Origin of the sequence: Pseudomonas sp. CCI1.1 (genome assembly GCF_034348165.1) — a bacterium.
Classification (GTDB): domain Bacteria; phylum Pseudomonadota; class Gammaproteobacteria; order Pseudomonadales; family Pseudomonadaceae; genus Aquipseudomonas; species Aquipseudomonas paracarnis.
This window is the reverse complement of sequence record NZ_CP133780.1, coordinates 3,123,856-3,141,676: the sequence shown is the minus strand read 5'-3', so window position 1 is coordinate 3,141,676 and position 17,821 is coordinate 3,123,856. Positions and strand designations below refer to the sequence as shown.

The 17,821-nt window shown below is 61.4% G+C and carries 18 protein-coding genes; 9 read left to right on the top strand and 9 right to left on the bottom strand.

The window, feature by feature from the left end; genetic code table 11:
* Positions 1 to 22 precede the first annotated feature (22 nt).
* The gene (gene arcD / locus RHM69_RS14120) at positions 23 to 1,450 is read right to left on the bottom strand and encodes an arginine-ornithine antiporter (protein ID WP_014719693.1); all 1,428 of its coding nucleotides are present in this window, start codon (positions 1,448 to 1,450) and stop codon (positions 23 to 25) included.
* A 397-nt stretch (positions 1,451 to 1,847) separates the two neighbouring features.
* Here arcD (RHM69_RS14120) and arcD (RHM69_RS14115) point away from each other — a divergent pair, with 397 nt between their 5' ends.
* Positions 1,848 to 3,275 (top strand): arginine-ornithine antiporter, encoded by a 1,428-nt coding sequence (gene arcD, locus RHM69_RS14115; RefSeq protein ID WP_019819391.1) that lies wholly within the window; start codon positions 1,848 to 1,850, stop codon positions 3,273 to 3,275.
* The gene (locus RHM69_RS14110) at positions 3,272 to 4,135 is read left to right on the top strand and encodes a DNA-3-methyladenine glycosylase family protein (RefSeq protein ID WP_014719691.1); all 864 of its coding nucleotides are present in this window, start codon (positions 3,272 to 3,274) and stop codon (positions 4,133 to 4,135) included. The genes arcD (RHM69_RS14115) and RHM69_RS14110 overlap by 4 nt, the downstream gene beginning before the upstream one ends.
* A gap of 115 nt (positions 4,136 to 4,250) precedes the next feature.
* Here RHM69_RS14110 and RHM69_RS14105 read toward each other — a convergent pair whose 3' ends face one another.
* The 6 genes from RHM69_RS14105 to RHM69_RS14080 all read right to left on the bottom strand — a co-directional run bounded on the left by RHM69_RS14105 (position 4,251) and on the right by RHM69_RS14080 (position 9,434).
* A complete protein-coding gene (locus tag RHM69_RS14105; RefSeq protein WP_106110978.1) occupies positions 4,251 to 5,600 on the bottom strand; it encodes a CoA transferase in 1,350 nt (449 codons plus the stop codon).
* Between the two features lie 37 nt (positions 5,601 to 5,637).
* Positions 5,638 to 6,984: a sensor histidine kinase gene (locus RHM69_RS14100; RefSeq protein WP_014719689.1), complete on the bottom strand. Its 1,347-nt coding sequence runs from the start codon at positions 6,982 to 6,984 to the stop codon at positions 5,638 to 5,640.
* Positions 6,985 to 7,048: 64 nt separating this feature from the next.
* On the bottom strand, positions 7,049 to 7,507 hold the full coding sequence (locus RHM69_RS14095; protein WP_014719688.1) for an LTXXQ domain protein: 459 nt from the start codon (positions 7,505 to 7,507) through the stop codon (positions 7,049 to 7,051).
* Between the two features lie 251 nt (positions 7,508 to 7,758).
* Complete coding sequence (locus RHM69_RS14090; RefSeq protein WP_057013691.1) at positions 7,759 to 8,436, bottom strand: response regulator transcription factor; 678 nt, start codon at positions 8,434 to 8,436, stop codon at positions 7,759 to 7,761.
* 100 nt (positions 8,437 to 8,536) lie between these two features.
* Positions 8,537 to 8,836, bottom strand: coding sequence for a YciI family protein (locus RHM69_RS14085; RefSeq protein WP_014719686.1), 300 nt, complete (start codon positions 8,834 to 8,836; stop codon positions 8,537 to 8,539).
* A 1-nt stretch (position 8,837) separates the two neighbouring features.
* Positions 8,838 to 9,434, bottom strand: a complete 597-nt coding sequence (locus RHM69_RS14080) for a septation protein A (protein WP_014719685.1) — start codon at positions 9,432 to 9,434, stop codon at positions 8,838 to 8,840.
* An 87-nt stretch (positions 9,435 to 9,521) separates the two neighbouring features.
* Between RHM69_RS14080 and RHM69_RS14075 the strand changes: the two genes are divergently transcribed.
* The 7 genes from RHM69_RS14075 (at position 9,522) to ltrA (ending at position 16,352) form a co-directional block, all read left to right on the top strand.
* Positions 9,522 to 10,385: a PHP domain-containing protein gene (locus RHM69_RS14075; RefSeq protein WP_003193798.1), complete on the top strand. Its 864-nt coding sequence runs from the start codon at positions 9,522 to 9,524 to the stop codon at positions 10,383 to 10,385.
* A gap of 13 nt (positions 10,386 to 10,398) precedes the next feature.
* Positions 10,399 to 11,028, top strand: coding sequence for an L-threonylcarbamoyladenylate synthase (locus RHM69_RS14070; RefSeq protein WP_003193796.1), 630 nt, complete (start codon positions 10,399 to 10,401; stop codon positions 11,026 to 11,028).
* A gap of 120 nt (positions 11,029 to 11,148) precedes the next feature.
* A complete protein-coding gene (locus RHM69_RS14065; RefSeq protein ID WP_164365898.1) occupies positions 11,149 to 11,847 on the top strand; it encodes a segregation and condensation protein A in 699 nt (232 codons plus the stop codon).
* Positions 11,848 to 11,859: 12 nt separating this feature from the next.
* Positions 11,860 to 12,780: an SMC-Scp complex subunit ScpB gene (scpB, locus tag RHM69_RS14060; RefSeq protein WP_014719683.1), complete on the top strand. Its 921-nt coding sequence runs from the start codon at positions 11,860 to 11,862 to the stop codon at positions 12,778 to 12,780.
* A gap of 126 nt (positions 12,781 to 12,906) precedes the next feature.
* On the top strand, positions 12,907 to 13,098 hold the full coding sequence (locus RHM69_RS14055; protein WP_014719682.1) for a DUF1289 domain-containing protein: 192 nt from the start codon (positions 12,907 to 12,909) through the stop codon (positions 13,096 to 13,098).
* Between the two features lie 144 nt (positions 13,099 to 13,242).
* Positions 13,243 to 14,451 (top strand): 23S rRNA pseudouridine(2605) synthase RluB, encoded by a 1,209-nt coding sequence (gene rluB / locus RHM69_RS14050; protein ID WP_014719681.1) that lies wholly within the window; start codon positions 13,243 to 13,245, stop codon positions 14,449 to 14,451.
* A 479-nt stretch (positions 14,452 to 14,930) separates the two neighbouring features.
* The gene (ltrA, locus tag RHM69_RS14045; protein ID WP_011805433.1) at positions 14,931 to 16,352 is read left to right on the top strand and encodes a group II intron reverse transcriptase/maturase; all 1,422 of its coding nucleotides are present in this window, start codon (positions 14,931 to 14,933) and stop codon (positions 16,350 to 16,352) included.
* A gap of 212 nt (positions 16,353 to 16,564) precedes the next feature.
* Here ltrA and RHM69_RS14040 read toward each other — a convergent pair whose 3' ends face one another.
* Positions 16,565 to 17,524, bottom strand: coding sequence for a hypothetical protein (locus RHM69_RS14040; RefSeq protein ID WP_014719680.1), 960 nt, complete (start codon positions 17,522 to 17,524; stop codon positions 16,565 to 16,567).
* Positions 17,525 to 17,597: 73 nt separating this feature from the next.
* The gene (locus RHM69_RS14035) at positions 17,598 to 17,735 is read right to left on the bottom strand and encodes a hypothetical protein (protein WP_003175756.1); all 138 of its coding nucleotides are present in this window, start codon (positions 17,733 to 17,735) and stop codon (positions 17,598 to 17,600) included.
* Between the last annotated feature and the right edge of the window lie 86 nt (positions 17,736 to 17,821).

Genomic DNA, 17,821 nt, shown 5'->3' with positions numbered 1-17,821 from the left:
CAGATCCTCCAGTGAACAACAATTACAGGGTCAGGAAGCCGTCGTAGAGCCCATAGGCCGCCACCAGGGCGCCAATGACCACTGCGGCGAAAATCAGCTTCTCGACGGGGGTGAAAATCGGTTTGCCCAGTTCACGCTTGGCTTTGGCGAACAGGATCGCGCCAGGGGCATAGAGCAGGGCGGAGAGCAGCAGGTATTTGGTGCCGCCGGCGTAGAGCAGCCAGATCGCATAGATCAGGGCGATAGCGCCGATGAACAGGTCCTTTCTGCGCTCTTTGAGGGCGTTCTCGTAGGTCTCGCCGCGCACCGCCAGCAGCAGGGCGTAGGCCGCCGACCACAGGTAAGGCACCAGGATCATCGAGGTGGCGAGGTAGATCAGTGACAGGTAGGTGCTGGCGGAAAACAGCGTGATCACCAGGAATATCTGCACCATTGCGTTGGTCAGCCACAGGGCGTTGACCGGCACATGGTTGGCGTTTTCCTTGCGCAGGAACTCCGGCATGGTGTGGTCCTTGGCGGCGGCGAACATGATCTCCGCACACAGCAGCACCCAGGACAGCAGCGCGCCGAGCAGGGAGATGATCAAGCCCACGCTGATCAGCACCGCGCCCCAGTGGCCCACCACATGCTCCAGCACGGCGGCCATCGACGGGTTTTGCAGTTTGGCCAGTTCCGGCTGGGTCATGATCCCCAGGGACAGCACGTTCACCAGCATCAGGAACAGCAGCACAGTGATAAAGCCGATCACGGTGGCCTTGCCCACGTCACTGCGTTTCTCGGCACGGGACGAGAAGATGCTCGCGCCTTCGATGCCGATAAACACCCACACGGTGACCAGCATCATGTTGCGCACCTGGTTCATCACACTGCCCAGGTCCGGGTTTTTCACGCCCCAGATGTCAGCGGTGAAGATGTCCAGCTTGAACGCGAACAGGGCGATGAGCACGAACAGCAGCAGCGGCACCACCTTGGCGACGGTGGTCACCAGGTTGATGAACGCCGCTTCCTTGATCCCGCGCAGCACCAGGAAATGCACGGCCCATAACAGCACTGACGCAGCGATCACCGCCGTCGGGGTATTGCCCTCGCCAAAGACCGGGAAGAAATAGCCCAAGGTGCTGAACAGCAACACGAAGTAGCCGACGTTGCCCAGCCAGGCGCTGATCCAGTAGCCCCAGGCGGATGAAAAGCCCATGTAGTCGCCGAAACCGGCCTTGGCGTAGGCGTAGACCCCGCCGTCGAGGTCAGGCTTGCGGTTGGCGAGGGTCTGGAACACGAAGGCGAGGGTCAACATGCCGATGGCGGTAATCACCCAGCCGATCAACACCGCACCGACATCGGCGCTGGCGGCCATGTTTTGTGGCAATGAAAAGATACCGCCGCCAATCATCGAGCCTACGACAAGTGCGACCAGGGCGCCTAGTCGAAGTTTTCCGGGAGTTTCAGACATTGCATGACTCCAATGCAGGAGAAGAGAGACCACAGAATAATTCCGTGCGCTAATCAAACAGCTGACTCAGATCACTTCATTGGCACATTCCATTGTGAATTAACGACTTAGGGTGAGGTTTTTGCGGACGAACAAGTCCCGCAAAGGCGCTTGATAGAGCGCTCTTTGCTTTGTGGTTAATCATTTGGTCGAGGGCATGGGTGTTGACGCTAGTTCGTATTTGCGAATGTGCAAATTTTTTGTACGTTGTTTGACTATCGCTTCATAATTGACGTATTTAAATTCTAAATAAGCCTAAACTTCCTACCTTTACATATCCTTATGTTATGACAACGTCATTAATCTGAATTACTTGTGTGCGCAGTTGTCGCCCAACCGTTTATTTCGAGGAAGCTGCATGACCCAACCCGCCCAGAAACTCCGGCTCAGTGCCCTGATCGCCCTGGTGGTGGGCTCGATGATTGGCGGCGGCATCTTTTCATTGCCGCAGAACATGGCCGCCCGTGCCGAAGTGGGCGCCATATTGATCGGCTGGGCGATCACCGCCATCGGCATGCTGACCCTGGCCTTTGTGTTCCAGACGTTGGCGAACCGTAAGCCCGAGCTGGACTCCGGGGTGTATGCCTACGCCAAGGCGGGTTTTGGCGACTACATGGGCTTTTCATCCGCCTGGGGTTACTGGATCAGTGCGTGGATGGGCAATGTCGGTTATTTCGTCTTGCTATTCAGCACCCTCGGCTACTTTTTTCCGGCGTTCGGCCAGGGCAATACGCCGCTTGCCATCGGCTGCGCGTCGCTGTTGCTGTGGGCCGTACATTTTCTGGTGATGCGCGGGATCAAAGAGGCAGCGTTCATCAATCAGGTGACGACGGTGGCGAAGATCGTGCCGCTGCTGATGTTTATCGTGATCGCCGCCGTTGCATTCAAGGCGGATATTTTCACCCGCGATATCTGGGGAATGGGTAACCCGCAGATGGGCAGCGTGGTCGAGCAGGTGCGCCACATGATGCTGGTCACGGTGTTTGTATTTATCGGGATCGAAGGCGCCAGTGTGTATTCGGCGCGGGCGCAGAAACGCTCGGACGTGGGGCGCGCCACGGTGATTGGTTTCGTGGGCGTGCTGGCCTTGCTGGTGCTGGTGAATGTGTTGTCCCTGGGCATCATGAGCCAGCCGGAGCTGGCGCAATTGCAGAACCCGTCCCTGGCCGGTGTGTTGGAGCATATCGTCGGGCCTTGGGGCGCGGTATTGATCAGTATCGGCCTGGCGGTTTCGCTGCTCGGCGCGTTGCTCTCCTGGGCGCTGCTGTGCGCGGAAATCCTCTATGCCACCGCCCAGGACAAGACCATGCCGGCGTTCCTGAAGAAGGAAAACGCCAATCAGGTGCCGGTCAATGCCTTATGGCTGACCAACGTGATGATCCAGGCATTCCTGGTGATCACGCTGTTTTCCGCCAGCACCTACACCACCCTGATCTACCTGGCGTCCTCGATGATCCTGGTGCCTTATTTGTGGTCGGCGGCCTATGCGGTGCTGTTGAGCGCGCGCGGCGAAACCTATGCAGGCTGGCAGCGCCGGCGCATGAAAGATCTGCTGGTGGGGCTGGTTGCCCTCGGCTACGCGATTTGGCTGCTGTATGCGGGGGGCTTGAAGTATTTGCTGCTGTCGGCGTTGCTGTACGCCCCGGGTGTGATCCTGTTTGCCCTGGCCAAGCGCGAGCAGGGCCTACCCTTGTTTACCGCCGTGGAAAAAGGCATTTTCAGCGGCGTGATCGCGGGCGCTGGGTTAGCCGCGTATGGGCTGTATAGCGGGGTATTGTCACTGTGAGATTGGCGTATCAACCGCCCTACGACTGGGCGGCGATGCTGGGGTTCCTATCGGCGCGGGCGATTACCGGGTTGGAAACCGTGGTCGCCGGCGTATATCGGCGCAGTATCAGTGTGGCGGGCCGACATGGCTGGGTCAGCGTCGAACCGGGCGTGGGGGATTGGCTGGAGGTGACGGTCGACTTTCCCGAGCCTGCAGCGATGCCTGAGATCGAGCGGCGCTTGCGCAGGATGTTTGATCTGGATGCGGTGCCTGAGGTGATCAACGCGCAATTGTCGCAAGATCCCCTGATGGCGCAACTGGCTGCGGCCCGCCCTGGCCTGCGGTTGCCAGGCACCTGGGACGGGTTGGAACTGGCGATTCGTGCAGTGCTGGGCCAGCAGATAACCGTGGTGGCGGCGATTCGCCTGGCGAGCAAGCTGGTGGCTCAGTATGGCCTGGCGCTGGCATCCCCGCACGCCGGTATCACCCACCTGTTCCCGACACCAGAAGTGCTGGCGGCGGCAGACCTGGCCACCCTGGGCATGCCCAAGGCGCGGGGTCGTACGTTGTCCGGTGTGGCCCAGGCGCTGTTGGATGATCCTCAGCTTTTCGAACCCAAGGCCAGCCTCCAGGACGGCGTTGCACGGCTGGTTGCGTTGCCGGGGATTGGAGAGTGGACCGCGCAGTACATCGCCATGCGCCAGTTGCGCGAGGTGGATGCATTTGCGTCGGGGGATATCGGGCTGATCAATGCTTTGGCAGCCTTGGAAGGTGGGCCGGTGTCGGCGCGGCAGTTATTGGCGCGGGCCGAGGCGTGGCGGCCGTTGAGGGCGTATGCGGCGCAGCATTTGTGGACGTCGTTGAACCGCAAAGATTAGCGGCGCCTGTCAGGCCCTCTTCGCGAGCAAGCCCGCTCCCACATGTTTATCGCATTTCAAAGAATGTACTCGGTCAAGTGTGGGAGCGGGCTTGCTCGCGAAAGCGGACGAGAAGTCACCACTGTGGCCGATGCGAGCCCAGTTCCACCGCCGGCAAATCCCACTGCAACGGCGTGCCACTGATGCTCAGCGGCGCCAGTAGCCGGTGGGCCTGGCCCCAGGCTGTCTGCTCCACGACCAGGCCCTGGTCATTGATGTCTTCCTCGCGCAATGCCGCTTGCCGTGGCACTTGCCCGGCTTCCACCAGCAACTTCGCCGTGCGCGCCAACGACAAGCGCGCCGAACCGCCGCGTCCGGAGTCCAGGCGCTCGGCCAAAGCCCGGATCGCGCTGGCGGCCATCAAATAGCCGGTGGCGTGATCCAGCGCCTGCACCGGTAGCGGCAGCGGTTTATCCGTCTGTTTCCAGGCCATGCCGGCCTCGGCAATCCCGCTGCTCATCTGCACCAGGCTGTCAAAGCCACGCCGATTACGCCATGGGCCGCTCCAGCCGTAGGCGTTGAGGCTGACGTCGATCAGGCCGGGGGCGATGTGCTGACGTTCGCCAAGGGTATAACCCAGTTGCTCCAGGGCATCGGCGCGGTAACCGTGGAACAGAATGTCGGCGTCCTTGAGCAACGCTTCAAACACCTGCCGGTCGTCGTGGCGCTTTAGATCAAGGCGGGCGCAGCGTTTACCCAGGGTCATTTCCGGGACGACGCCAGGTTCGTTCCAGGTGGGCGAGTCGATGCGCAGTACGTCGGCGCCTAAGCCTGCGAGGAAACGACTGGCCACCGGGCCGGCCAGCACCCGGGTCAAATCCAGCACCTTGATGCCGGCCAGTGGGCGAGCGGCTGAGCCTAGCCAGGGTTTGTCGATGCCGGGTTCGAAGACCTGGCGCTGGATCAACGCTTCGGCGTTTACCGCCAAGCCTTGGGGATGCTGCTGCCAGGCTTGCCAGCTACGCATTTGCGCGGCACAACCGCCCGCATCGACAACCGCCTGTTCCAGTTCGGCGGCTTTCCAGGTCGCGACTCTACTCGCCATGGCGGCGCAATCAGCGGCAGGCCCCAATACCCGCTCGGCCGCCGCACGATGATGGGGCGCGTTGGTGTGCAGGCGGATCCAGCCATCGACGCTGGCGTAATCACCCGCTACCGGGTCCCACAAAGGCGGCACTTGCCACCCCACGGGGCGAATCGACGAAGAGAACCACAACGAGGCCAGGCGCCGATCCACGCTGACGCTGGGCAGACGCCCGGTTTGTTGCTCAATCAACTGGGCGATAGCCTGGCCCGCGGCGCCGATGCTGGCGGCCGCCAGGTCAGTCACGGCAAAGGTCGAGGGCAAGGCACCGGCCTGGGTCTGGGGCAGTGGGGCGTGCGGTAACGCGAGTGCGGCTTGGATGGGAGTCAGCAGGTCAGTCATCAAAGGCCCTCCGTAAGAGAAGGGCCACTATAGAAGATCATCCCACTGGTGTGGCAACCCCAGGGATCAAGGGCAGTTCGATGCTGGCGATAAAGCCGCCATCGGGATGGTTGGCCAGGATCAGGTTGCCGCCATGGCGCTCGGCGGCGCGACGGGCGATGGCCAGGCCCAGGCCATGACCTTGGGCGGTCTGGCCCGGCGCCCGATAGAACGGCTCGCCCAATTGGCTCAGGTGCTCGGCTTCAACGCCGGGGCCGTGGTCGCGTACGCTGATCAGAATGCGCCCGCCTTGATGCTGGGCCTGCAATTCAATCGGTTCGCCCACCGGGTTGAAGCGCTGGGCATTGCGCAGCAGGTTGTCCACGGCGCGTTCGATCATGGTCGGCCAGCCTTTAAGCTGCAAATCATTGGCAGTCGTCAGTTGCACCACTTGTTCGGGGGCACTGAGTTGGGCGTCCTTTTGCAGGGTTTTAAGCAACGGGGTGAGGTCGATGTCTTCGGCGCTGGCGTTGTCGGCGTCAACCCGTGCCAACACCAGGATCTCGCTGATCAAGGCTTCCAGGCGATCGCATTCGCGGGTCAGGCGCGGCCAGAGTTTTTCCCGCTCTTCGGGGCTGGCGCGTTCGGCCAGGGCCAGGGCGATACGCAAGCGCGCCAACGGCGAGCGCAGTTCGTGGGAGACGTCGCGCAGCAACTGGCGCTGGCTGCCGATCAGGCTTTGCAGGCGCGCGCCCATGCGGTTGAAGTCGTTAGCCAAGACACCGAATTCGTCGCGCCGGTTGGCCAGTTGCGCCAGGCTGTTTTGTTGATAGGTGGTTTGCCCCAGATCATGCACCGCGCCGCGCAAACGACTGAGCGGGCGAGTAATGGACAACGTCACCAGAAGGCTGAACAGGGTCAGCACCACCAGGGTAATCGCCAGGGCACTGAGCGGCCACAGCAGGCTGCTGCGGTGCCAGGCCTCCAGCTCCGGGTGGGGAATGCGGTAGATCAGCAGGTAGGTGTCGCCGGTTTTGTCGCTGGTGTACTCGGCGGTCAGGCGTCGCCACGGCAGGTGGCCGTCCTGGCTGTCGTTCTGCCGGGCTTCGAAGGCGGCGGCGCGGCGCGGGAAGGTGCCCCGCACCACCGGCTCGCCACTCTCGTTCAGCACTTGCACATCAATGTGGTACTGGCGTTTGCGCTGTTGCAGCAAGTCCTGGGCGGCGTCTTCGCCCTGGGCTTCATAGAGTTGCGTCCACTCTTGGGCCAGGTTGTTGAGGCCAGGGTGGCGGCTCAGAATCCAGGCGTCCTGGTTGAGCATATGCCCAAGCAAAATCGACAACCCGCCTACCAGGGCGATGGCCAGCCAGAAACTCGCCAGGATACGCCAGAACAATGAACGCACAGGAAACCCTCAAACAGGAAAAGCCCAGCGGCGCGAACCACTGGGCTGGGGTGAAGCTAGGCCATTATTGCGCTTTTTGCGCTTGCTGGGCTTTCCAGGCCTGGAACTCTTTCCATTCGGCGCGGCGCTCGGCTTGCTTCTTGACGATCTCGTCGTACTTCTTCTGTTGGTCGGGCTTGAGCACGGCGCGGATATCGGCCTGGGTTTTCTGCTTGCCGGCGGCGATTTCGTCCTGCATCGCCTTCTGGTCAGCGGCCGGCAGTTTGTCCAGGTACTTTTGGGTCAGGTCTTTGCGAGCGTGCCATTGCTCACCCATCAGCTTGCGGATCTGCTCACGCTGTTCCTTGCTCAAGTCCAACTGGCTGAACGGGCCACCTTTACCACGCGGACCGTGTTCACCGTGGCCTGGGCCACCCATCATGTGGCCTTCGTGGCCGCCCATCGGGCCCGGGCCTTCAGGCATGGCCATGGCGACGGTAGGCAGTGCAGCGGCGAGCATCAAAGCGATAAGGGTCTTGCGCATGGTGATTCTCCTGTCTCTATTCCGGTGAGTCCGGATGTGAGTAGGTTACGCAGCGCAAGGTCAGCGGCGGTCAGGGGAGGGTAAAGCTTCGGTAAAGACAGGTTTGACAGGAGCTGACAAAACCCTTGAAGGTGATGAAATCAATGGTGGGAGCTGGCTTGCCTGCGATAGCGGTGGGCCAGTTAGCATAACGGTGGACTGACACACCGCTATCGCAGGCAAGCCAGCTCCCACAGGGTTAAGCGGGATGTTTAGAGGCTGTAGTAGTAGCCACGACTACGCAGCGCCACGATGCGTGGCCGGCCATCGGGGTGTGGGCCGATCTTCTTGCGCAGGTTGCTGACGTGCATGTCCAGGCTGCGATCGTAGAGGGTCAACTTGCGGCCCAGGGCGATCTGAGCCAGTTCCTGTTTGTCCAGGGGCTCGCCGGGCTGACGCAGCAAGGCTTCAAGCAGGCGGCTTTCGGAGACGGTCAGGGTGAATTCCTGCTCATCAATGCTGACCACCCCGCGCACCGGGCTGAAGCACAAGTCGCCCAGTTCCAGCTGGGTCGATACCGCGGCCGGGTGGCTGCGTCGTAACACGGCGCGCAGGCGCGCCGTCAGTTCGCGCGGATCGCAAGGTTTGGCCAGGTAGTCGTCGGCGCCCAGTTCCAGGCCGAGGATGCGGTCCAGAGGCTCGCCCCGCGCCGAGAGCATCAGCACCGGCAACTCCGGGTGGTCGTTGCGCAGTTGCTTGAGCAACTCCAGGCCGCTGCCGTCGGGCAGCATCACATCGAGCACCACCGCCGCCGGGGCGGCTTCGGCCAAGGCTTTGCGGGCGCTCAGGCCGTCGTGGCAGGCGCGCACCTGGAAGCCTTCCTGGCTCAACCAACTGGTCAGCAGCTCACAGAGCTCCTGGTCATCATCTATCAGTAACAGCTCGCTCATGACTCACTCGATTTAGCCATTGTCGACGGCGACGACCCCACCGGTGACGCCGTGAGCCATTAGGAGTGCGCCGAAACGATTAGGTTCGACGCAGCCGGGTTCAAGGCAGGACTTGCTTGAACGGCTTGATCACCACATCGGCATAAACGCCAGCTGCAACGTAAGGGTCTGCCTTGGCCCAGGCCTCGGCGTCGGCCAGGGAGGCAAACTCGGCCACGATCAGGCTGCCGGTGAAGCCGGCGTCGCCCGGGTCATTGCTGTCGACCGCCGGGTGCGGGCCGGCCAGTACGATGCGGCCTTCGGCTTGCAGCTGTTTAAGGCGCTCGACGTGGGCCGGGCGTACGCTCAAGCGTTTTTCCAGCGAGTTGGCAATATCGGTGGCAATGATGGCGTAGAGCATGTCAGTCCTCGGTTTTCGGCGTGGTAGACGCGGTGTCATGCAGGTGGCGCGACAGGTAGATGCCCTGGCCGATCAGGAACAATACGGTCATGCCCAGGCTGCCGAACACTTTGAAGTCGACCCAGTAGTCCTGGAACGTGAAGGCCACGAACAGGTTGGCGGCACCGCAGAACAGGAAAAACACGATCCAGGCCACGTTCAGGCGCACCCACACCGGCTCCGGCAAGGTCAGCGCATGGCCCATGATTCGCTTGATCAGCAGGCGGTCACCAATGAAGTGGCTGCCGATGAACACCAGGGCGAACAGCCAGTTCACCACCGGGGCTTTCCATTTAAGGAAGGTTTCGCTGTGGAAGGCCAGGGTCAGGCCACCGAATACCAGGCAGGCGATAAGGGTCAGCCATTGGCTTTTTTCCAACTTGCGCTGGGAGATGAAGATGGCGCCGTACACTACGATGGAGCTGATGATCAGTACGGCAGTGGCACTGTAGATGCCTCCGAACGATAGCTCGTGGCCGGCGATTTCGATGACCCTGGGGTCGAGTTTGGTAACGATGAAAAACAGCAACAGCGGGATGAAGTCGATGAATTGTTTCACAGTAAGAGCCAGAAGCTGGATGTGACGGCATAATAACAAACATCCTTGGTTGCGATAGCGCCAGCTGACTTGAGGTTACACACTCCCGTGAATGTTGATTTGCACTGCCACAGCACGGCCTCCGACGGCGCCCTGGCGCCCGCGGTATTGGTTGCGCGTGCGTTTGAAAAAGGCGTGCGAGTTTTGGCATTGACCGACCACGACACCCTCGAAGGCCTCGATGAAGCCCGCCAGGCCGCGCATTCCCTGGGCATGCAGCTGGTCAACGGCGTGGAATTGTCCTGCACCTGGGGCGGCGCCACCATCCATGTGCTGGGCTACGGTTTTGATCAAAAGGCCCCGCCCTTGGTGGCGGCGATTGCCCAATTGCACGATGGCCGCTGGCTGCGGTCCGAAGAAATAAGCCGCAAACTGAGCCTTAAAGGTATGCCTGGCGCCCTCGACGGCGCCCGCGCCATCCAGCAAGAGCTGGGCGACAGCGGCAACGCACCGGCCCGTCCGCATTTTGCCGACTGGATGGTGCGCGAAGGCTATGTCAAGGATCGCGCCGAGGCCTTTCGCAAATGGCTGGGCGCCGGCAAGTTGGGCGATGTGAAGCTGCATTGGCCGACCCTGGAAGACACCGTCCAGACCCTGCGGGCCTCCGGGGCCTGGGTCAGCCTGGCGCATCCCTGGCATTACGATTTCACCCGCAGCAAGCGCCGCAAGCTGATCAGCGACTATATTGGTGCGGGTGGCCACGCCATCGAGGTGGTCAACGGGCATCAACCGGCAGAACAGGTCGGCAGCCTGGCGATCCTTGCCCGCGAATTTGGTCTGCTGGTCAGTGCCGGCAGTGATTTTCATGGCCCAGGCGGCTGGTCCGAGATTGGCGAGTATCGTCAGGTCCCGGAAGATCTGCCGCTGTTGTGGGGGCGATTCAAGCATGACCCCATTATTGCCACCGTCTGAACAGGTAGAGCACGTGAGTCAATTCTTCCAGATTCATCCGGAAAACCCTCAGGCGCGCCTGATCAAGCAGGCCGTAGAGATCATCCGCGCCGGTGGCGTGGTGATCTACCCGACTGATTCGTCCTACGCCATTGGCTGCCAGATCGGCGACAAGGGCGCGGTCGAGCGGGTAAGACGCTTGCGCCAGCTGGACGACAAGCACAACTTTGCGCTGATCTGCAGCGACTTGTCCCAGCTCGGCCTGTTCGCCAAGGTCGACACCGGTACCTTCCGCCTGCTCAAGGCCCACACGCCGGGGCCTTACACGTTCATTCTCAACGCCACTCGCGAAGTGCCGCGCCTGTTATTGCACCCGAAAAAACGCACCATCGGCCTGCGCGTGCCGGAACACCCGATTGCCCTGGCGCTGCTGGCCGAGTTGGGCGAACCGCTGATGAGCGTGTCGTTGATCCTGCCCGGCGAAACCGAGCCGTTGTACGACCCTTACGAAATGCGCCGTTTGCTGGAAAAGCACGTCGACCTGATCATCGACGGCGGCTACGGCGGCAACAAGGCCTCCACGGTGATCAACCTGGCCGATGGCGAACCAGAAGTGGTGCGTGTGGGTTGTGGCGACCCGGCTCCGTTCATGGTCGAGGCCTGAATGTCAGCCGTGGAAGCCGCTGATCCCCAGGCTGGCGCCCAGCAAGAACTGCCGTTTGCCATGGTGTATGGCCAGGCGGTCATGGAAATGCCCCTGGACCTGTACATCCCCCCGGACGCCCTGGAGGTGTTCCTTGAAGCCTTCGAAGGCCCCCTGGACTTGCTGCTGTACCTGATCCGCAAGCAGAACATCAACATCCTCGATATTCCGGTGGCAGAAATCACCCGCCAGTACATGGGCTATGTCGAACTGATGCAGTCGGTGCGCCTGGAATTGGCCGCCGAGTACCTGGTGATGGCCGCCATGCTCGCCGAGATCAAGTCGCGCATGCTGTTGCCGCGCTCGGAGACGGTAGAAGCCGAAGAGGATGACCCGCGCGCCGAGCTGATCCGCCGCCTGCAGGAGTACGAACGCTTCAAGGCCGCCGCCGAAGGCATCGACGGCCTGAGCCGTGTGGGCCGTGATGTGGTGGTGCCCAAGCTCGACGCTCCCGAGGCGCGCGCGCGCAAGTTGCTGCCGGACGTGAGTCTGGAAGAATTGCTGATGTCCATGGCCGAAGTACTGCGCCGTGGCGATATGTTCGAGAGCCACCAGGTCAGCCGTGAAGCGCTGTCCACCCGCGAGCGCATGAGCGATGTGCTGGAACGTCTCAAGGGCGGTGGGTTTGTGCCCTTTGTCGAGTTGTTCACCGCCGAAGAGGGCCGACTGGGCGTGGTGGTGACCTTTATGGCGATCCTTGAGCTGGTCAAGGAATCCTTGGTCGAGCTGGTGCAGAATGAGCCTTTTGCGGCTATCCACGTGCGGGCGCGAGCCGAATAACGAGCTGAATCGATGAATCTGACTGAACCCCGCGAACTGGCCCCTTTGCTGGAGGCCTTTCTCCTGGCCTCGGGCAAACCGCAATCTTTGGAGCGCCTGTTCGAACTCTTTGAAGAAGCCGAACGCCCGGAGCCGCCGGTGTTCAAGAAAGCCTTGGAGATCCTGCGCAAGTCCTGTGAGGGCCGTGCCTTTGAGTTGCGCGAAGTGGCGTCGGGTTATCGCCTGCAGATCCGTGAGAAGTTTTCACCGTGGGTCGGGCGTTTGTGGGAAGAGCGCCCGCAGCGCTACTCGAGGGCGATGCTGGAGACCATGGCGCTGATCGCCTATCGCCAGCCCATCACTCGGGGCGAGATCGAAGACGTGCGTGGTGTGGCGGTCAACAGCCATATCGTCAAGACCCTGCTGGAGCGCGAGTGGATTCGCATCGTTGGCTACCGTGACGTGCCCGGCAAACCGGCGATGTTCGCCACCACCAAGGTGTTCCTCGATCATTTCAACCTGAAGAACCTCGACGACCTGCCGCCGCTGGCCGAACTGCGCGAAATGGAGGCCGAGCCAGTGCTCGATTTCGACGACGCGCCGGTGCCGCAAAGCCTGCAGGAACTGGCCGATGCCAGCGCCGAGCCGGAGGAGCCCAAGGACGAAACCAGTTTCCATACGTTGTTGCTGGAGCTGGACGACATGGAGCAGGGGATCAAGACCGACTTCGACGATTTGCTGCGTGATGGTGCGGCGGAGCCAGAAACCCAGGTGAACGTTGAATCCGAGCCTGAGGTCGAAGCCCAAGACGATGTGCTTGGCGTGGCCCAGGCCCGGGAAAAGCTCCTGGCCGCCGTCGCCGCCCTCGAACAGCCGCCCCTGAGTGACGAAGAAGACGAAGCCCGGGCGCTGGCCGAGGCCATCGAAAACGAGCGCCGCCAGCTCGAAGACTGACCGGCTCTGAGGTTCACCGCGCAACCCATGTGGGAGCTGGCTTGCCTGCGATGCAGACGCCTCGGTCTCTCAGATGCAAGGAGGTGATGCCATCGCAGGCAAGCCAGCTCCCACAGAGGATCGACCATGAGTGCCCTGAAAGACCCGTGCATCAGCATCTGCAAATTCAGCGACGACATCTGCGTCGGCTGTGGCCGCAGCAAGCGTGAAATCCGTGCCTGGAAGAAACTCGATAAAGCCGACAAGCGCACGGTATTGGCCGAAGCCCAGCTGCGTTTGCTGGCTCTGGGCGCCACCGGTCGGCGGAAAAGCAAATGACTTGGGCGTTATCGGCTAGTCTGTGATGCGCAACACGCGCCATGCGCGTATGATTCGCGACCCCTTGCCGACCTATTCGGCCTAGGCCCCGCTTTCAATACCCCTCAGGCCACGCCTGAATCGACCCACCGGGAGGTGCTTACGATGAATGACCAAGACCAGAAAGACCAGGAAATCGGCCCAGCAGGCGAAAAGCTGCAAAAAGTGCTGGCGCGTATCGGCGTGGGCTCTCGCCGCGACGTCGAAGCCTGGATCACCCAGAAGCGCATCAAGGTCAACGGCGTCGAGGCTACCCTCGGCCAGCGCGTCGACCTGCACGATGCAATCACCATTGATGGCAAGGTCATCAAGCGTGAAGAGGCCGCCGAATCGGTGCGCCGCGTGATCATGTACAACAAGCCCGACGGCGAGATCTGCACCCGTGACGACCCGGAAGGCCGTCCGACCGTGTTCGACAAGATGCCCAAGCCTAAAGAAGGCCGCTGGATCAACATCGGCCGCCTGGACATCAACACCACCGGCTTGCTGATGTTCACCACTGACGGTGAGTTGGCCAACCGCCTGATGCACCCGTCCTACGAGATGGACCGTGAATACGCCGTGCGTGTACGTGGTGAAGTCGATGACGAGATGATCGAACGCCTCAAGGCGGGCGTGGTGCTTGAAGACGGCCCGGCCAAGTTCACCGACATCAAGCAGGCGCCGGGTGGCGAAGGTTTCAACCACTGGTACCACTGCGTGGTGATGGAAGGCCGTAACCGTGAAGTGCGTCGCCTGTGGGAGTCCCAGGGCCTGGTGGTCAGCCGCCTCAAGCGTGTGCGTTTCGGTCCGGTGTTCCTGAACTCCGACCTGCCGATGGGCCGCTGGCGCGAAATGAGCCAGTACGAGGTCGATATCCTCAGCGCCGAAGTGGGCCTGACGCCGGTTGCCATGCCGCAGATGAACGCCAAGAGCAAAGACAAGCTTGAGCGTATGCAGCGCAAATCGTCGCGCCCAGTGCCACGTACCGAACGTGTTGCCCGCACCCTGCGCCCTGCGCTGGATGCACCGGCCACCGGCGGTCGTATCTCGCGTCAGCCGCACATTGAAGGTGAACGCCGCCCCACCACGCCATCGCGTCAGGAAGGCGAGCGTGCGCCACGTACGCCGCGTCCTGCTCCGGCGGGTGGTCGTAGCAACCGTGGTGAAGCGGATCGCCCGGCCGACAACGCCAGCACCAAGCGTCCAGCCAAGCCAGCGGCGAACAAGCGCCCTGGCCCGAAACTGGTCGCGGACGAGCCTTCGGGCAAGCGCCGTGGCGCACCGGCCGGTTCCGGCCAGCGTCCTGGTTTTGGTCGCAAGAAGCCGCAGTGATACGTTAAGCGCCGCATAAAAACGCCAACCCTAGGGTTGGCGTTTTTTTTTGGTGCGCCAGGCATGGCGCGTTGCGCGCAAGCGCAACCAGCTTGGCTGTGGTGGCCACGCTGGTGACTGGGAGGTGAAAGTCCTCTACACACCCGGCAAGGGGAAGTGTTAGCCAGAGGCAAGGGTGTCGCGGGTGACTGCGAATCTGAAGGAAGCCCGAGGCAAAATGCTGGCCTGACGAACAGGAAGCGGATAGAGGCGGCGCAGCGGGGTAAGAAGGCCAAAATCTTCAAAGCCCAATACTTGCACGGAACGCTGTGACGTAGATCCGACAGGCATAAGCAGGAAGGTCGCGCGAATTACCCTGGGAGATCTGCACGTTTGCCAGTGTGCTACCGAGCGTCGAGAGGCGATGGGATGAGCGTGCAGAAGTCAGCCGAAGCCGTAGTAAGTGGCGAATAACCGCGCCACCAAGGGCCGAACAGGTTATGCCGCCAGTAGGCGTCAGAGTCTCGTTGAATACCGAAATGCAGAAATTTCTCCAAGAGAAGACTGTGACTCCGAGTCCCGGACAGAATCCGAGGATGACGGCTGACAGCGCAAAGGTATCGACGGCATCTGTGACGTGGACGAACGCGGAGCCGGACACGCTGATGGCGCGGGTGCTTGCACCGGCCAACCTCAGACGTGCGTATCAGCGCGTGGTCAGCAACAAGGGCGCGCCGGGTGCCGATGGCATGACGGTCGACGACTTGGCGGACTACGTGAATCAGTATTGGCCGATCCTCCAGAGGAGGTTGCTGGCCGGCGAATACCACCCGCAAGGTGTACGCGCCGTCGACATCCCCAAACCCAAAGGCGGCACCCGACAACTGGGCATTCCCTGCGTCGTGGATCGCCTGATCCAACAGGCACTGCTGCAACAGCTCACGCCGATCTTCGACCCGCTGTTTTCGGATTACAGCTACGGCTTCCGTCCGGGCAGAAGCGCCCACCAAGCCATCGAGACAGCCCGCGCCCATGTGGCGGCAGGGCATCGCTGGTGCGTGGAACTCGATCTTGAGAAATTCTTTGACCGGGTCAACCACGATCTCCTGATGGCGTACGTGGCGCGCCAAATCGTAGATAAACGCGTGCTCAGACTGATCCGGCGGTACCTCCAAGCCGGTGAGATGTCGGGTGGGATCGCCAGCCGACGGCAGGAAGGGACGCCGCAAGGCGGCCCGCTCTCGCCGTTGCTGTCGAACATCCTGCTCAACGAACTCGACCGCGAGCTGGAACGGCGGGGTCATCGCTTCGTGCGTTATGCCGACGATGCGAACATCTATGTGCGCAGCCCTCGTGCTGGCGAACGAGTGATGGCCAGTGTTGAGCGCTTCCTGAATCAGCGCCTGAAACTAACGCTGAATCGGGATAAGAGCCGAGTAGCCGGGTCTTGGATGTGTGATTACTTGGGTTACGGGATGAGCTGGCATCAGCAACCGAGACTGAGAGTGGCGACGATGAGCCTGGGTCGCTTGCGCGACCGGCTCAGAGAGCTGCTACGTAAAGCGCGGGGCCACAAGGTGGCGACTGTCATCGAGCGGATAAACCCCGTGCTGCGCGGATGGGCGGGCTACTTCAAGCTGAGCCAGAGCAGACGGCCACTTGAGGAATTGGACGGCTGGGTGCGTCACAAGCTTCGCTGTATCGTCTGGCGTCAATGGAAGCGGCCCTCTACGAGGGCGCGCAACTTGATACGCTTGGGACTTAATGCGGCGCGGGCGTGGAAATCGGCAGTCAATGGCCGAGGCCCATGGTGGAACTCGGGAGCGCCCCATATGAATCAGGCGTTGCCGAAGAAGCTGTGGGACCGCCTCGGGCTGGTCTCGATACTGGATACGATAAACCGACTTAACCGTATAACCTGAACCGCCGTATACGGAACCGTACGTACGGTGGTGTGAGAGGACGGCGGATGTGAATCCGCCTCCTACTCGATCGATCTACATTTGAAATGCAATCAACTGTGGGAGCCGGGCTTGCCCGCGATAGCGGTGGGTCAGTGAGTAAAAAGGTGACTGACACACCGCTATCGCAGGCAAGCCAGCTCCCACCGGGATCTCTACACGTCTATGATCTTTTAAAAGGCAAAGGCGCCATCAAACACCGGCTTGTCATCCAGCGCCAGCACCCCACTGGCAAAGATCAGGTCCAGGTGATGACTGCCTTTCTGCCCGCCACCCAAGCCCAAGTGCAACCCGCAGTGACGCTCTTCAAACCCGGCATTGCGCGCATACAGGTCCTTGACCCCTTCATTGGTGCCAATCCCCAACTCCTCCACACGACGGTTGGACGGGTTGGCATTCAGGTACTTGTTGAAGTCATCTGCCAGCCCTGGCACTTCGCTGGCCACGCTGCAAACGGTGGAGTTCTCGATCCATAGCTCCAGCGGCAATTGCAGCACGCCGTATTTGCGTGCAAAGGGGATGGTACTGAGGAAGGTGCCGACAAACCGCACCTGGCCGTTGATGGCTTCGCTGTGGGTGGCGATTTCGCCGGGCGCCAGGTCGTGGTTGCCGACGCCGTTGATATTGGTCCACTTCTTGATGCTGCTCATCGGCGCTTCCAGGCGCGAACCGTGTTTGTCGGTAAAGCTCAGCACGTTGGCCTGGGCCATGCGCCGGATCAGTGTGGCGTTGAGGTCGGCGATGCGTTGGGGCTCGACGCTGAAGGTGTCGTAGAAATAGTCGCCGTAATCCTTGAACAGCAGGGATTTTTTCCAGTGCTCGGCCATCACGCCTTGCAGGGCACGGATAAAGTCCGGGCCTTCGGCGCGTGGGTTGGGCAGCGTGGAGGAATCATAGAGAAACAGGTACAGGTCGCAGCTTTGAATGGCCTGGGACAGGGTGTCGCTGGGCGCCAGGTCCAGGCGTTGCAGTTGAAAGTTGAAGCGGGCGGCGCTGCCGTGGGTAATCGCCTGGGCGATGGCGTCATAGCGCTCGGTGTGGCCCAGCAACACGGTGGGGCGGTTCAGGCCGTTGAGGGCGGGGTGGTGTGCCAGGTAGTAGAGAAAATGTTCGACGGCGCGGGCCTTGTCCATGACGGGTGTCCTTCTGTGCCTTGGGTAAGGGGGCAGGCGCCGTGCACAGCGCCTGCCGGATGCCTGCCGGGTATTAGAAAGGCCACATCGCGGTGCCAAAAGGCACAACGGCATCGGCTTGCATCATTTCAACGGCGGCCTCATGGGTCGGCGCTTCAAACCAATCGTCGAGTTGCAGTTCGGTTTCCAGGTCGTTTTCCAGTGCTTGCATGGTGTATCTCCTAGAGGACGTTGTTTGAGAACGGCTTGCCCACGGGCTTCGCGGGCAAGTGCAAAGAACCTAGAAGAGAGTGTTTC